The organism is Hydrotalea flava, assembly GCF_001623405.1.
Taxonomy (GTDB): domain Bacteria; phylum Bacteroidota; class Bacteroidia; order Chitinophagales; family Chitinophagaceae; genus Hydrotalea; species Hydrotalea flava.
This window is the reverse complement of sequence record NZ_LUHG01000104.1, coordinates 17,951-33,739: the sequence shown is the minus strand read 5'-3', so window position 1 is coordinate 33,739 and position 15,789 is coordinate 17,951. Positions and strand designations below refer to the sequence as shown.

The window sequence follows — 15,789 nt, the reverse complement described above, 5'->3', positions numbered from 1 at the left end:
ATTGATTTTATATTTAGCTGAAGATAGTTGCATGAAAAAAATAGTTATTTTATTGTTTACGTTGGCTACCTCTTTCCCATTATGGGCAGGGGAAGAATCCTGCGGTGTACGTAATTATGCTTTTGAAAATGGTGAAAGTATTTCTTATACCATTTTTTATTCTGTAATTGGGGTATATGTAAATGCAGGTACTGCCAACTTTACTACTGCATTAGAGAAGTTAAATAATAAAGATGTGTACCATGTAGTGGGTACCGGTAGTTCAAACCCTAGTTACGACTGGATTTTTAAGGTGCGCGACCGCTACGAGACTTATTTTGACACAGCAACGCTACAGCCGTATAAATTTATCAGAAATGTGGATGAGGGTGGATATAAAACTTATGAAAACGTAACATTTAACCAGCAAACCAATACTGCCATTACAACCAAGGGTGTTTATAAAGTACCTTCCTGTATTCAGGATGTGTTAAGTTCAATTTACTATGCCCGTAATATTGATTTCAGCGGATATAAAGTAGATGATAAAATTCCTTTCGATATGTTTTTAGACAATCAGGTTTATCCATTATATATCAGGTATTTAGGTAAAGAGGTAATTAAAACCAAATATGGAAAATTCAGAGCCATTAAATTCAGGCCATTATTGGTAAAAGGAACCATTTTTACCGGTGGTGAAAAAATGAATGTGTGGGTTTCAGACGATCCCAATCATATTCCTTTGCGCATTGAAAGCCCTATTGTGGTGGGTAGTGTGAAGGTAGATATGATGCAATACCGTAATTTACGGTACCCATTATCATCCATGCTGTCTTTCCATTAATGTTATTTATCCCAATTCCTGCAATCGAAATATTTCTTTTTGCCGAATTCCCTTTTCTGTTTGTGAAAGCGTGCAACATTCATTCTGAATATCGTGTTCAAAAAACAGGATATAGTTTTCAAGCGCAGCTTTTTCTAAAAAATATTTTTTTTCGTTGAGTGTGGTTAATGGAAACATATCATAAGCCATTACATAGGGTAATGGTATATGTGCTATTGATGGTAGCAAATCGGCCATGAAAGCAACGGTATACCCTTTGTATTTAATTTGAGGCAACATCATTTTATCGGTATGTCCATCGGCAAAAATAATTTGGATGTCTGGATGAAAGGGTGCGGGAACAGGGCTGTCAATTTTGCCGGTTTCAATAAATTTTAACTGTCCACTTTCCTGAATGGGTAAAATATTTTCTTTTAAAAAAGAAGCTTTTTCCCGGGCATTGGGTTGTGTGGCCCATTGCCAGTGTGCTGCATTGCTCCAATAGGTTGCATTTTTAAAGGCAGGTACTAATTTGTTGTTTATTATTTCAATACTTCCTCCACAATGATCAAAATGCAGGTGCGTTAAAAAAACATCAGTAATATCATCTTTATGAAAACCGGCTTTGGCCAACGATTTTTCTAAAGTAGCATCGCCATTTAAATAATAGTGCGAAAAAAATTTTGCATCCTGTTTATTACCAATTCCATTGTCAATTAATATGAGTTGGTTGCCATCTTCAATCAGTAAACAGCGCATCGACCAGTTGCAAAGATTGTTTTCATCAGCTGGGTTTAGTTTTTGCCAAATGGTTTTTGGAACTACCCCAAACATAGCACCGCCATCTAATTTAAAATTGCCGGTATCAATGGTATGTAATTTCATAAAATAAAATGTTTATTTCATCTCCAAATATGCGCTGCCCTGTAATTGTTTATGCAGCAGCAATTACATCATCAGGTTTATTTCTATAAGGTTTTCCGGTAATAATCAGTAACAGAAACAGCATTCCGATGATAAAAAACACCATTAATGCTATGACCGAATTACGCATATTACCGGTAATTTGTTGTATAAAGCCAAAGCTAAACATACCAATTACAATGGCAATTTTTTCAGTTACATCATAAAAGCTGAAAAATGAGGCAGTATCTTTTGTTTCGGGCATTATTTTAGAATAAGTGGAACGGCTTAACGATTGTATGCCCCCCATTACCAGCCCAACTATAACGGCAATCATATAAAACTGTATTTCAGTAGTTATGAAATAAGCAGCTACACAAACGCCAATCCAAATTACTGTAACAAATAGAAGTACTTTAAAATTGCCGAATTTATCTGAAAGCTTTGCCATGAGATAAGCCCCCGCAATGGCTACAATTTGAATTAACAATATACACAATATTAATTTGCTGGTAGCCATTTGTAAAACCTGACTGCCAAATAATGTTGCAGCTAACATTACGGTTTGAACCCCCATACTGTAAAAGAAAAATGCCAACAGGAATTTTTTTAGAATGGGCAGATGCCTGGCCTGATCCCACACCTTTTTTAATTCGCGAAAGCCGTAGTACAAAAGGTTGTGTTGGGCTGCTGTTTTGCTGACTTTGCTTTTGGGTAGCCGGCTAAAAGTAATTTGTGCAAAACCCATCCACCACAGTCCTACTAATAAGAAGGATAAACGTGGTGCAAAGCCCGCATCTTTTATTCCAAACCATTCGGGTTTTAACACAAAAACAAAGCATACAATTTGCAATAAAACACTTCCAATATAGCCATATGCAAAACCTTTTGCGCTTACATCATCCTGATCTTCTTCTGCAGCAATTTCAGGTAAATAGGCATTGTAAAAAACAAGGCTGCCACAATAGCCTATGGCTGCTAAAATACAACAGATAATGCCTAACGATAATGTGTTTTTTGTAAACCAAAATAAAGTACAGCAAGCCAATGCGCCCAGATAGCAAAAGAATTGCATAAAAGCTTTTTTGTTTCCTTTATAATCTGCAATGGAAGATAAAATAGGAGAGATGAGTGCGATGACAAAATAAGCCAATGCCAAAGCATAATTGTACAACGAGGCACTTTCTATGCTAAACCCTGCAAACTGAATTTTGTGGCTGAGAATATTACCTGCTTTATCTGTGAGGGTGGTAATGGCGTCATAATATGCAGGAAAAATGGTAGAAGTAATTACTAAATTGTAGGCACTATTTGCCCAATCGTACATGGCCCAACCATTAATTACTTTTTTGGAAACCGTTTGCATGTCATGTTTTTATTGTAAAGGTACAAGAGGTTGGTAATTCGCTAAACCCAGAAAATTGAGCAGAGTTTCATTACAGGTTACCGGTATAAAATAATACCAACACAACAATACCTAAAACAATACGGTACCAGCCAAAAAGTTTAAACCCATGTTTTTGTAAATAACTGATGAAAAATTTAATGGTCAGCATAGCCACAATAAAAGCTATAATGTTACCAATGGCCAATAATTGTATATTATGGGTATTGGTAACTACTTCCGGATTTTCTTGCCAGGTTTTAAGCATTTTATAGCCGGTAGCAGCAGCCATGGTAGGCACTGCCAGATAAAATGAAAATTCAGCTGCCAATTTGCGGGTTAGGTTTTGCTGCATGCCGCCAATAATGCTGGCTGCACTTCTGCTTACGCCGGGTATCATCGCCAGGCATTGCCAGATACCAATAATGAATCCTTTTATATAACTTATTTCAGTTTCGGTGGTAATGGTTTCTTTTCTAAAAAACCGGTCAATAAACAACAACACAATACCGCCTGCCAAAAGGCTCACTGCAACAGTAGTGGGGCTTTCTAATAACAGATCTATTTTATCGGCAAACAATTTTCCCAATACCAAAGCAGGTATTACAGCTACAATTAGTTTTACATAAAATTGCCAGCGGCTGAAATCAAAAAATTTTCTCCAATACAATACTACTACTGATAATATTGCCCCTAATTGTATGGCAATTTCGAACATTTTTGTAAATGCATCTTTTTCAATGTGCATTACAGAACTGGCAATAATCATATGGCCGGTAGAAGAAACCGGTAAAAATTCAGTGATGCCTTCTATAATACCCTCAATAATGGCTTGAACTAAATTCATGGACAGGTTTTTGTTGTTTGGTTTAGTAAGGTTTTATTGGCTACAAATTAGCAGAAAGTAATATTCAGATTTTAAAAAAGCGATGTTCATACATCGCTTTTTTAAAAGTTTTTTTTGATTAAGCTTTTACGTTAGGTTTTTTCAGAATGGCAAAAATTTCTATAATTAAACCTGCAATAATGGTAATGGGTGCAATGGTTACCCGTGTTGTACTATACACTAAGTTGTAATTAAACTGGTTGGGGTCTTCATTCTTACCACCGCTCATTAAAAACATGCCCAGCGCAATAACAACGCCACCAATAATCATCCACTTGTAATTTTCTTTGCCAAATAGGGGAGGCATTTGCTTCGTAATAGCTGTTTTTTTATCTGTCATGATGTTGTATGCATTAATTTAAAGTTGCAATATAGCAAACCCATTCATTTATCTGTGTTAAATGAATATTTTTTTACAGAAAACCGGTTTTAGGTTAGTACAGGTCATCTAACTTCATTTTCAGGTATTTAATCACACTTCTGTGGGTGCTAAATAAAGAAATGCCTACGCCTACCAAAATCATTCCCCCGAATAAAATAAAATTCAGTTTCGTATCATGAATTACTTTTAACTGTGGTACCTGGTTTTCTATCCAGCTAATGATAATAAACAATAATATAATGGCAATTCCGGAACTGATTAATCCGTTTATAATGGCTTTAATATCCATTGGCCGGGCTATAAAACTGCGTGTTGCACCCACCATTTGCATGGTTTTAATCAGGAAACGATTACTGAACATAGCCAGCTTAATGGTATTGTCAATACTAAATATTACGATGAGGCACAAAATACTCGAAATGACTAAAAAAGCAAGTCCAAAACGGGTGGCTTTTTCGTTAATGTTGTTCACCAAATCTTTTGGATATTTTATTTCTGTTATTTGATTGCCAAATAAGGAAATAATATGGGTTGAAATAGCGTCGAGGCTGTCTTTATTCACATAAGCAGCTCGGGCATAAAAGTCAATACTTTCGGGTAATGGATTGGCATCTAAAATCTTTGCCCAGTCTTCATTATTGTCTTTATTCCAAATTTGTTTGGCCTTTTCCTTATCTATATAATCCACATTTTTTGCAAAAGGTTGTGTGGATATATATTGCTGCATTTGGCTAATGGAGTCTTTATTCGCCGTGCGTAAAAAAACCTGCACTTTAATGTCTTCTTTCAAAGCGTTACCTGCCCTTTCAAAATTCAGAAATACCCAGCCCATAATACCCATTAACAATAATACCAATGCAACACCTACAATACTGTTTACATAGTTGGGTTTACTTCTTTTTAAAGATGATTTTTTTTGATGCTCCATACAATTTTTTTAAAACTTCTGTCGGTACAAATGTAGCCTAATCACTTACATTTGCAGCCAGTCAGTTCACTGTAATAGCTGCAAAGTAGTGCAAGATATTTTTTTATGGTTATTTTTTTTGTATAAGACTCTGCGGTAAGCTACAGTTCATAATACCATTCAGTGTAACGATAACGTTTTTTATTACAAGTTAGTATGATGGAATATAATTTTAGGGAAATAGAGCAAAAGTGGCAACAATACTGGAACAGTGAAAGGGTATATGCAGTTCCCAATCAGTCAGATAAGCCTAAATTTTATGTATTGGATATGTTCCCATATCCCAGCGGTGCCGGTTTGCATGTAGGCCATCCATTGGGTTATATTGCCAGCGATATTTTTGCACGTTACAAAAGGTTGAAGGGTTTTAATGTATTGCATCCCATGGGATATGATGCGTTTGGGCTTCCGGCAGAACAATATGCTATTGAACATGGTATCCATCCGGCCATTTCAACTGAAAATAATATTCAAAATTTCAGGAATCAGTTAGATAAAATTGGCTTTTGTTTCGATTGGGAAAGAGAGGTAAAAACCTGTGACCCCAATTATTATAAATGGACGCAATGGATTTTTTTGCAACTATTTAACAGCTTTTTTAACCGTCGGTTGCAAAAAGCGGCGCCTATTGCCACTTTAATTGAAGCTTTTGAAAAAGAAGGCAATGCACAACACGAATGTCCCGGTGATGCTGCTTTGCATTTTACCGCTGCCGAATGGAAGCGTTTTACTTTTACGGAACAGCAGCAAATTTTAATGCATTATCGCCTGGCTTACTGTGGTTATGGCGAGGTAAACTGGTGTCCTGCTCTGGGTACAGTATTGGCAAACGATGAAGTGGTGAATGGGGTAAGTGAAAGGGGCGGACATCCGGTTGAAAAAAAGAAATTACGCCAGTGGTATTTACGCATTACAGAATATGCCGATCGTTTATTACAAGGCCTGACTACTGTTGATTTTAGTGAAGCCATGAAAGAAATGCAAACCAACTGGATTGGCAAAAGCAGTGGCGCCGAAATTGATTTTGAAATAGAAGGGCAATCTGAAAAACTTAGGGTGTATACCACCCGACCCGATACCATTTTTGGTGTTGATTTTATGGTCATTGCTCCTGAATTGCCGTTGGTAAATTCCATTACCACACCCGTACAAAAACAGGCCATTGACGATTATCTGGCATACGTAAAAAGCCGAAGTGATCGGGAGCGGCAAGCCGAAAAAAATATATCGGGTTGTTTTACCGGTGCTTATGCCATTAACCCATTTAACCAACAACGGATACCAATTTGGGTAGCAGAATATGTACTGGCGGGTTATGGAACCGGTGCTATTATGGCTGTGCCATGCGGCGATGAACGCGATTTTAAATTTGCCCAACATTTCAATATTCCTATTACCAATATTATTGGGAATGCTTTTACCGGAATAGATGCAAACCCTACCAAAGATGCCATATTAACCAATAGCGGTTTCCTTACGGGTATGCCTATGCGTAAAGCCATTGAAGTGGTGATTGTTGAATTAGAAACAAGAGGTATTGGCAAAAGAAAAGTGAATTATAAAATGCGTGATGCCGCTTTTAGCCGCCAGCGCTATTGGGGCGAGCCTTTCCCCATACAATGGATGGAGGGCAATGCTATACCGTTGCCAGAGAATGAGCTGCCTTTATTATTGCCTGAAGTAGAAACTTATTCTCCAGGTCCGGAAGGAGAAGGACCATTAGCCAATATTCCTGAATGGGTACAACGCAATTTAGAAACCAATACCATGCCCGGTTATGCCGGAAGTAGCTGGTATTTTTTGCGATACATGGATCCGCATAATACTACTGCTTTTTGTGATAGAAAGATAAGTGATTACTGGGGGCAGGTAGATGTATATGTAGGCGGAACCGAACATGCGGTAGGGCATTTGCTGTATAGCCGAATGTGGACCAAAGCCTTATTTGATTTAGGTTATATTGGCTTTGATGAACCTTTTAAGAAATTAGTGAATCAGGGTATGATACAAGGCAGTAGCCGCTTTGTATATCGAATTCAGGGCACACATGCTTTTGTTTCTGCCGGATTGAAGAATCAATACGAAGTAAATGCTTTGCATGTGGATGTAAATATGGTAGATGGTGTGGTATTAGATATAACGGCTTTTAAACAATGGCGGAATGGGGAATATGCCAATGCTGAATTTATTTTAGAAGAGGGCAAATACATTTGTGGTGTTGAAGTAGAAAAAATGTCGAAATCTAAATTCAATACCGTGAATCCGGATGATTTGGTGGCGAAATACGGGGCAGACACTTTCCGCATGTACGAAATGTTTTTAGGTCCGGTGGAGCAAAGTAAACCCTGGGATACCAAGGGAATTGAAGGGGTACACCGTTTTTTGAAAAAACTATGGCGCTTGTTTTTTGATGAAGTGAAGGGGACAGTTATTCTGAATCAGGAACCGGCTACTCCACAGCAATTAAAAGTATTGCACAAAACCATTAAAAAAATTGAAGAAGATACTGAGCGGTTTTCATTCAATACAGCCGTTGCAGCATTTATGGTTTGTGTAAATGAACTAAGCGATTTACATACGCATAATAAAGCTATTCTGGAACCATTTGTTGTTTTGCTGGCGCCATATGCCCCACATGTTGCAGAAGAATTATGGCATGTGCTGGGCAACCAGGAGCCTGTAGTTAATGCACCTTTCCCGGTTTGGAATGCCGAGTATTTAACCGAATCTGTAAAAGAATATCCGGTGAGTATCAATGGCAAATTAAGAACCACTATTGCTTTTTCACTCACAGCTACTCAAGAGGAAGTGGAGCAGGTTACTTTACAAAATGAAGTAGTAAAAAAATGGACTGACGATAAATCCATTAAAAAATTCATTTTTGTAAAAGGCAAAATGATTAATGTGGTGGTATAGAATACCTGTTTTAGTATGTAATACTTACTTTGTTACTACCAACGGCAGCGCAATACACAGAATCTACAATGGTTTGATACCCGGTACTGTCTTTTTTAAAAGACACAGAAATTTTTGTATACCTATTAATTGCTGTGTTGAATGTTAATGAGGTATCTTGATTCGTTGGCCTGAAATTAAGGCCCCATACTGAGCCTTTCTGATCAAAAATGGTTTCAACACCAATATATGGGGTATTAGAAGCATAAGTTCCGGTTCTGTGTAAATCAACTGTCAGTAATGTTTTTGTGTAAAAATTAAACTGTATACTATTTATCCGGTGCTGTTTAATTCATAAAAAGAAAAAGTGCATTGTGTTTATATTTAATATAATTCTAGGTCATACTAGTCCGCAAAATTCAACTTTTTTAGTGGGAAAATACGTAGGTACAGCAGTATGATTACATTTCATTAAAGTGGTAACTATTGTAATTGGTAATGAAAAATATTCTTGGTGATTGGTCGTAGCTTTACCAATGATATAAGAATAACACAAAATGCAGTATTGATTTTGAGACAGATTTACTGGAATAATTTAATTGGCAATAGGTTGATTCCATGCAAAATCAAATATATCATTATAGATAGTAACTTTTTTACAATTATCATTACATGCCAGATTATTTCTGTAGAAAAAAACCTGCAAATAACAACTGTTGAAAAATAATCAGTTACATTAATAGCTTCACGTAATTTTATTAGCCTTTTAGTTGATATTTAAAATTTCAAAACCGTTGCATTTTTATTTTAATTGACCGGTTTTGGAAGTACATAGTTAAAAAATTTCTTTAATATTATTATTGCTTTGTATTTACGAAAATTGTTGATGAATTAAAGGCTTACTAATTTTTTAATGGCCATAATGGTGCCGGTATGCAATCCTTCATGAAAAGGAAGAAATTGTATGGCATCTGAAATGCTGCTTAAGGTAACGCCATAGCGGGTTTGAAATGTTTCGTATTGAGAAAATAGCTGCTCCGCTATATCCGCATTCAGTTGGTGTAATGAATCGATCATTGTTTGTTTTATGCGTACAATTTCTTGTTCATCCCATTGCTTTTCTGGTTTGCTACCTCCCTTAAACTGTAATATAATAGATTCATCTACCACCGGTTTAAGTCCGGAACGTATATAACAAAGCCCTTGCTGTGCTGCAATTAAGTGGCCAAAATTCCAAACAATATTATTGTTAAACCCATTAGGTATTGTATTGAGTTGTACAACGGATAAAGGTTCACACATTTCAATTAAGTATTTTCTAATATTTACTATGTTTTGTATAACAGAATTCATGTTGTTTATTTTTTATTTAAAAGCTATTTGTCTATTACCATTGTTGCAATAGAATGGGGTAGGCTAACTAATTGTGTGGCAGCACCATGAATCCATAAATGGTATTGTATGGCCTTGTTGGTTGGGTTCATCACAATAACAGCCAAGCTGCCATCCTGATTTTCAAATGCAGTAGTTTCTAACTGGTCTCTGTTCGATGAACTGATAATTCTCCTGGCACCCGGATGCACAAATTTTGAAAACTGCCCCAAATAATAATAGCTGTTGGTGTATAGCAGTTTTCCGGTTCGGGTATCGGCATGTATGGGCGCAAAACAAAAATTACCAACATGGTTAGGGCCTCCTTTTTCATCTAATAAAATATTCCAGTCGGTCCATGCCACTGTTCCATTATTAAAATCATTTATGAGTGAGTGTCCATAACGTTCACCCAGGCTCCAGTCATTGATTCTGTCATAACTAAATTTTTCAATGCAACCTTCTGTAAACATTAAATGTTTATCCGGGTAGGCTTCATGTACCCTTTGTTCATTTAAAAATTCCATACCACTGCCTGTCCATGTTTCGTACCAGTGATAACCAATACCCCAAACATATTTGGCTGCTTCCGGATCATCCAATACTGTGCTGGCACGTTGGTACAATAAATCACGATTGTGATCCCATATAATCAGCTTTTTATCGCCAAGGCCACTCCGCTGTAATGCGGGTCCTAAATAACCTTTCACAAAATCTCTTTCTGCTTCAGCACTGTAAATACAGGATTCCCAGGTTTGCTTGGCCATGGGTTCATTTTGCACTGTAAGACCCCAAACAGGAATGCCATCCGCTTCATAAGCTTTTATAAATTTTACATAATACTGTGCCCAGGCTTTCCTGAAATTATTTTTCAGGTGACCGCCTTCTACCATGCTGTTATTATCTTTCATCCAGGCCGGTGGCGACCATGGCGAAACAAATAAATGAAATTTGTTGCCGGTTGCTTTTGCTGCAGCTTTAATCAACGGCATTTTATAAGTTTTATCATGTGTAATTGAAAAGGTAGATAAACTACTATCATTATTTGCAACATAAGTATAACTGCCACTGCTAAAATCGCAACTGTTAATATTGGTGCGTCCCATAGTATAACCAATGCCTTTTGTTGGATTATAGTAGGCATCGAGCAATTCTTGTTTGCTAGCTTCAGGCAGTTTATAAAATGTTTCTGCAGTAGCATCGGTAATAGCGCCTCCAAATCCAATTACTTTTTGAAACTGTTTTCCGGGATCTACAAAAACACATATCTGTGTTTCAACCGGCTGGCCCATTGGTGAAAGTGTTAAGGTATCGGTTGCCGATATTCTGTAACGGGTGCCTTCTGCAGTGGTGTAGACAATCACTTTCTTCGCGTTGTATGAATGTGCTTTTGGCGCAGGTTGCGTAGCAGGAATCTTGATAAAACCAATACCTGCTATTGCAGCAAATATGCATGTAATCAATACTTTCATATGGTGTTACATTTTTTTGTTCCTACTTAATGTTTTGCTATCCGTGTTTGTTGTGATAGTACACGAAGAATAACAGATTCAAAACGACTATTTTTGATGCGTATTTTTTAAAACAAGAAAATTTTTAAAAGAATTGTTTTGGAAAGGTACATTCAAATGAAATAAAGCAAAGTTTTTTTTATAATTTCTTTATTAAAATTTCATGAACACCTTTGAACAGTTGAGCTGTTCATTTGCAGAAATGTAGCTTCTTTAAAATTACAAAGCTTATGTTACAATAAAATGCTGATAATATTTGGAATGAAATGATACCCGAATAAATGTATTTTCATAAAAAAATAATCATGGTTACATTTGATATTGGGGGATAGCCGAAAGATACTTTAAAATGCTAATATATGCTTCCGGTTAGGCGAAAAAATGTATTGCTACTTTTGGGCATTGCAATAATTGTATATTTGTGTAGTGGCATCGATACAATCAACCGGAAGATAGCTTACAAATGCATCATCAATTTCAATTTTCCCCACAATTCATTGTCAAAACCGGCAATGGAAAATTGGCTGCTATCAGCGGCGTTGCCCATTCTGATAAACTAATTGCTGCGAGGGTACTACATAAATTTTCTGATCGTTTTTACCCAATGCTGCATACATATCTGTAGGGGCATTGGGAATGATTGCAGTAGGAAATACGGTTTGCAGGGTTGGCAACATGCAACTGCTTTTTCCATTCAGCCATGTTAAATACCCGTAGCTCAGATTTAAATTTTGCGAAGTATTGGTTTGTTGATGAAAATAAACGTTATCACCTAACACAGTTATATTACCCCAGTTGCCTTTATTGAGTAGCAATAAACCAAATCTGGCCATACTCCTCGCATTACTATAATACAAGTTATTTGAATTAGGTAATTTAATCCATATGCCATTCATTCCAATTTTATCGCTTATTTTTTGTTGAAAATAACTGTTGAATGGTATACCCGATGCATTGGCAATTATCTGATCTAACAAAGTGTATGCGCCGGTATGATAAGCCCATCTCGTTCCTGCATCGGCTTTATAAATTAGGCAGGATGGCAAGGTGCAGTAATTATCGGGTACACCATCATATAAACCGGTGGTCATGGTTAACTGATGGCGAATGGTAATTTTGTTTTCTTTGTCAATAGGAGCTCTTGTCCATCCCGTGCCTAAATATTTTGATGAAATGTCATTGATATTTAATAGCCCTTCTCTTTGTGCAATTCCCACCAATAAGCCTGTCATGGTTTTACCTGCCGATGCCCAATACCATAAGCTGTCTGCCGTAAAACTTCCAAAATATTGTTCTGTAACAATTTTGCCGTTTTTTAAAATAATAAAGGCTTTGGTATTTTTACTTTGCAAGTAAGGATACAAATTATTCAGTGCTGTATTATCTCAACCTAATGTAGCCGGCGCAATGGTTTCCCATGTGCTGCTATTTACTGGCGGAAAGTATAAACTGTCTGAATACGAACCTGTAGCAGGGGGGCATTTTTTTTATGGCATCCCTTTGCAATGAACAGGCACAGCATTACTGTTACGAATTGAAAATTTATTTTCATATATTTAAGCTATGGTTGGCTTTGACTGTAATGTAATGAAAATGTTTAATTTGTACAGGCAATTGAAATATATTTTATTTATCTGTATGCATACAATATACATGGTAGGCCATATTATATACAAACAAAATTGATGGATATCAAATAAACCGGCAGCTACATTAAAATCGTATTCATTTTTCGCTTTACCGCATAACTTCGGTTGGTAACCATTGCAACTGCCATGTTGAAATATTGCCTTATACTTTTATTAGCCTTGCTATGCATTAATAGGTTGGTGGCACAAAAAAAGAACGCTGCTTATCGTTACACGATGCATAAAATTCACACACCCATAAAAATTGACGGTGTAATGGATGAACCTGCCTGGCAACAGGCACAAGTAGCTAAAAACTTTTTTATGGTGTTACCCATGGATACCAGCTTAGCCAATGTTCCCACCGAAGTACGGATGGTGTATGATGATCATAATATTTATATTCTTGCTATTTGTTACAATACAAGGAAAGGCCCCAATATGGTAGAATCGTTGCACCGAGATTTTAACTTTCAGAAAAATGATAATTTCATTTTCTTTTTAGATCCTTTCGATGACCAAACCAACGGATTTACGTTTGGTGCCAATGCCGATGGTGCCCAATGGGATGGTGCCATGTATGAAGGCGGAAAAGTGGATTTGAATTGGGATAACAAATGGGTGTCTGTTGTAAAGAATTATAAAAACCGTTGGGTTTTTGAAGCAGCCATTCCCTTTAAAAGTATTCGTTATAAAAACGGCATTAAAGAATGGGGTATTAACTTCAGCAGGAACGATTTAAAGGCAGCAGAAAAATCGAGTTGGACGCCCATTCCACGTCAGTTCCCTACAGCCTCGCTCGCCTATACCGGTATTCTTGAATTAGACTCAGCTGCACCCTTGTATAAAAAAAACATATCTGTTATTCCTTATACATTAACCAACTGGCAGAAAGATTATACCAACAATACCTATGGCGTATTGAGCCAGCGTTTTGGTTTAGATGCCAAAATATCTGTAACCCCTGCATTGAACCTTGACCTTACCATACATCCTGATTTTTCGCAGGTGGAAGTTGATCAACAAGTAACCAATTTAAGCAGGTTTGAATTGTTTTTTCCGGAGAAAAGGCAATTCTTTTTAGAGAACAGCGACCTTTTTGGTGATTTTGGTTTCAGCGGCATACAGCCTTTCTTTTCAAGAAGGGTTGGTTTGGATGCGCCTATTAATGCAGGTGCTCGCTTAAGTGGTAAACTCAATAAAGACTGGCGTGTTGGTGCCATGGATATGGAAACACAGCAATTACCTGGGGTATATCTTCCCAATCAAAACTTTTCGGTTGTTTCTTTGCAGCGGCGTGTTTTCCAACGGTCGAGCATTGGCGTAATTTATGTTGATAAAACTTCTATTGGCTACCATCCCGGAAATGATACCACAAAACCCATTTACTCGTTGTATAACCGCAATTTTGGATTGCAATACAACCTCGCATCACCCAATAATGTATGGACGGGTAAGGCTTTTGTGCTCAAATCATTTAGTCCGGGCAAATCGGGCGATGCTATTTCCCATGCAGCTAATCTGGCCTATAATAGCCGTAAGTGGAGTGTTATTGGGGAATATGAATATGTAGGCAAAAATTATACGGCAGAAACAGGCTATGTTCCCCGCACCGGTTATGTTCGGTTCAATCCTCAAATAATTCGATATTTTTTTCCAAAGGGTGGCAGCATTTTAAGTCATGGCCCTCAATTCAACCTGTCGTACTATTTTGATGAAAAAATGCACCGAACCGATTATGAAAACAGTTTTCTATACCTGATTACATTTCGTAACCGATTGAGTATAGATGCTTATGCAGCACAAGATTATGTGCAACTATTGCAACCCTTCGATCCAACCAATACCGGTAGAGATTCATTGCCTACCGGAACCTTACACAAATGGATTACGGTTGGCTTTGATATAAATTCGCAACCACAAAAATTATTTACTTATGCATTCTCGGTACGTTACGGCGGGTATTATACTTCCGGAACACATTTGGCCATTAATTCAACCATTGGCTATCGCTTTCAGCCTCATGTTAATATGAATATGAACTTTAGTTATAATTACCTGCAATTGCCTGCTCCATGGGGTAATACGCCGTTTTATTTAGTGGGGCCGCGTATTGACGTAACTTTCACTAATAACTTATATTTCACTACCTATATTCAATACAACAATCAGTTGAATAACCTGAACATTAACAGCCGATTGCAGTGGCGCTATAAACCGGCCTCCGACTTATTTCTGGTATATACCGATAATTATTATCCGGCCCCGTTTATGGTAAAAAACAGAGAGCTGGCTTTAAAATTTAATTACTGGTGGAATTTGTAATATTTTTTTCATACAGCCGCATCATCCATTTTATTTGCATATGTCTTTCAGCACCTTCCATACGTTTGCTGCTACTACCTTAGCGCCTGTTGCATTGGGGTGAATGCCATCATTCTGGTTCAGTGCAGGGTTGCCACCAACCCCTTCTAACAGAAATGGGATGAGCGCAACATGATTTTTAGCCGCCAGTTTCGGATAAATGGCTTCAAAAGTATGGGTATAGGTTTGCCCCAAATTAGGGGGTAATTGCATACCTGCCAACACAATAATGGCAGATGGATATTTTGTTCTTACCCGGTCAATAATGGCCTGCAAATTTTTTTCAGTAGCAGTTATCGGAATACCCCGCAATCCGTCATTGCCACCCAGTTCCAACACAAAAACATCCACCAGCTGCCGTAAAATCCAATCAATGCGGCTTAAACCACCTGCTGTAGTTTCGCCACTTACACCGGCATTTACTACCTGATAGGGCAAATGTAAAGCGTCTATTTTTTGTTGTATTAATGCAGGAAATGCCTGCGAAGGATCTAAACCATATCCGGCTGTAAGGCTGTTGCCAAAAAATACAATGATTTTTTGTTTTGCCGTGGTGGGTATTGCTGTTGGTTTATTTAGGGTATCTTGTTGCTGCTGTTTGTTCCCCGTTTTGTTTTGGTTACAAGCTACCACCCATACAATTAAAAATAGCTGAATGTAAAACAATATCTTTTTCATAAAGTTGTAGCTGAAGTA

General features: G+C 37.3%; 12 protein-coding genes. 3 read left to right on the top strand and 9 right to left on the bottom strand.

Annotation, left to right across the window (positions count from 1 at the left end):
• The first annotated feature begins 31 nt into the window (after nucleotides 1–31).
• Nucleotides 32–823: a DUF3108 domain-containing protein gene (locus A0F92_RS13855; protein WP_068247628.1), complete on the top strand. Its 792-nt coding sequence runs from the start codon at nucleotides 32–34 to the stop codon at nucleotides 821–823.
• A 6-nt stretch (nucleotides 824–829) separates the two neighbouring features.
• Here A0F92_RS13855 and A0F92_RS13850 read toward each other — a convergent pair whose 3' ends face one another.
• From A0F92_RS13850 to A0F92_RS13830, 5 genes are all read right to left on the bottom strand, one after another.
• On the bottom strand, nucleotides 830–1,687 hold the full coding sequence (locus A0F92_RS13850; protein ID WP_068247461.1) for an MBL fold metallo-hydrolase: 858 nt from the start codon (nucleotides 1,685–1,687) through the stop codon (nucleotides 830–832).
• A gap of 49 nt (nucleotides 1,688–1,736) precedes the next feature.
• A complete protein-coding gene (locus A0F92_RS13845) occupies nucleotides 1,737–3,071 on the bottom strand; it encodes an MFS transporter (RefSeq protein WP_068247459.1) in 1,335 nt (444 codons plus the stop codon).
• A 70-nt stretch (nucleotides 3,072–3,141) separates the two neighbouring features.
• A complete protein-coding gene (locus tag A0F92_RS13840; protein WP_068247457.1) occupies nucleotides 3,142–3,936 on the bottom strand; it encodes an undecaprenyl-diphosphate phosphatase in 795 nt (264 codons plus the stop codon).
• 118 nt (nucleotides 3,937–4,054) lie between these two features.
• Entirely contained in the window at nucleotides 4,055–4,315 is a 261-nt protein-coding gene (locus A0F92_RS13835) for a DUF3098 domain-containing protein (RefSeq protein ID WP_068247455.1), read from the bottom strand.
• Nucleotides 4,316–4,409: 94 nt separating this feature from the next.
• Complete coding sequence (locus A0F92_RS13830; protein WP_068247453.1) at nucleotides 4,410–5,285, bottom strand: cell division protein FtsX; 876 nt, start codon at nucleotides 5,283–5,285, stop codon at nucleotides 4,410–4,412.
• A gap of 195 nt (nucleotides 5,286–5,480) precedes the next feature.
• Here A0F92_RS13830 and leuS point away from each other — a divergent pair, with 195 nt between their 5' ends.
• The gene (leuS, locus tag A0F92_RS13825) at nucleotides 5,481–8,240 is read left to right on the top strand and encodes a leucine--tRNA ligase (protein WP_449404424.1); all 2,760 of its coding nucleotides are present in this window, start codon (nucleotides 5,481–5,483) and stop codon (nucleotides 8,238–8,240) included.
• Nucleotides 8,241–9,110: 870 nt separating this feature from the next.
• Here leuS and A0F92_RS13815 read toward each other — a convergent pair.
• The 3 genes from A0F92_RS13815 to A0F92_RS13805 form a co-directional block, all read right to left on the bottom strand.
• Complete coding sequence (locus tag A0F92_RS13815; protein ID WP_068247441.1) at nucleotides 9,111–9,572, bottom strand: DinB family protein; 462 nt, start codon at nucleotides 9,570–9,572, stop codon at nucleotides 9,111–9,113.
• A 23-nt stretch (nucleotides 9,573–9,595) separates the two neighbouring features.
• Nucleotides 9,596–11,062, bottom strand: a complete 1,467-nt coding sequence (locus A0F92_RS13810) for a glycoside hydrolase family 30 protein (protein ID WP_068247438.1) — start codon at nucleotides 11,060–11,062, stop codon at nucleotides 9,596–9,598.
• A gap of 569 nt (nucleotides 11,063–11,631) precedes the next feature.
• Nucleotides 11,632–12,453, bottom strand: a complete 822-nt coding sequence (locus A0F92_RS13805) for a serine hydrolase domain-containing protein (RefSeq protein WP_167517103.1) — start codon at nucleotides 12,451–12,453, stop codon at nucleotides 11,632–11,634.
• A 513-nt stretch (nucleotides 12,454–12,966) separates the two neighbouring features.
• Here A0F92_RS13805 and A0F92_RS13800 point away from each other — a divergent pair.
• The gene (locus A0F92_RS13800) at nucleotides 12,967–15,054 is read left to right on the top strand and encodes a carbohydrate binding family 9 domain-containing protein (RefSeq protein ID WP_253810491.1); all 2,088 of its coding nucleotides are present in this window, start codon (nucleotides 12,967–12,969) and stop codon (nucleotides 15,052–15,054) included.
• Nucleotides 15,055–15,084: 30 nt separating this feature from the next.
• Here A0F92_RS13800 and A0F92_RS13795 read toward each other — a convergent pair whose 3' ends face one another.
• On the bottom strand, nucleotides 15,085–15,771 hold the full coding sequence (locus A0F92_RS13795; RefSeq protein ID WP_068247435.1) for an arylesterase: 687 nt from the start codon (nucleotides 15,769–15,771) through the stop codon (nucleotides 15,085–15,087).
• Nucleotides 15,772–15,789 lie beyond the last annotated feature (18 nt).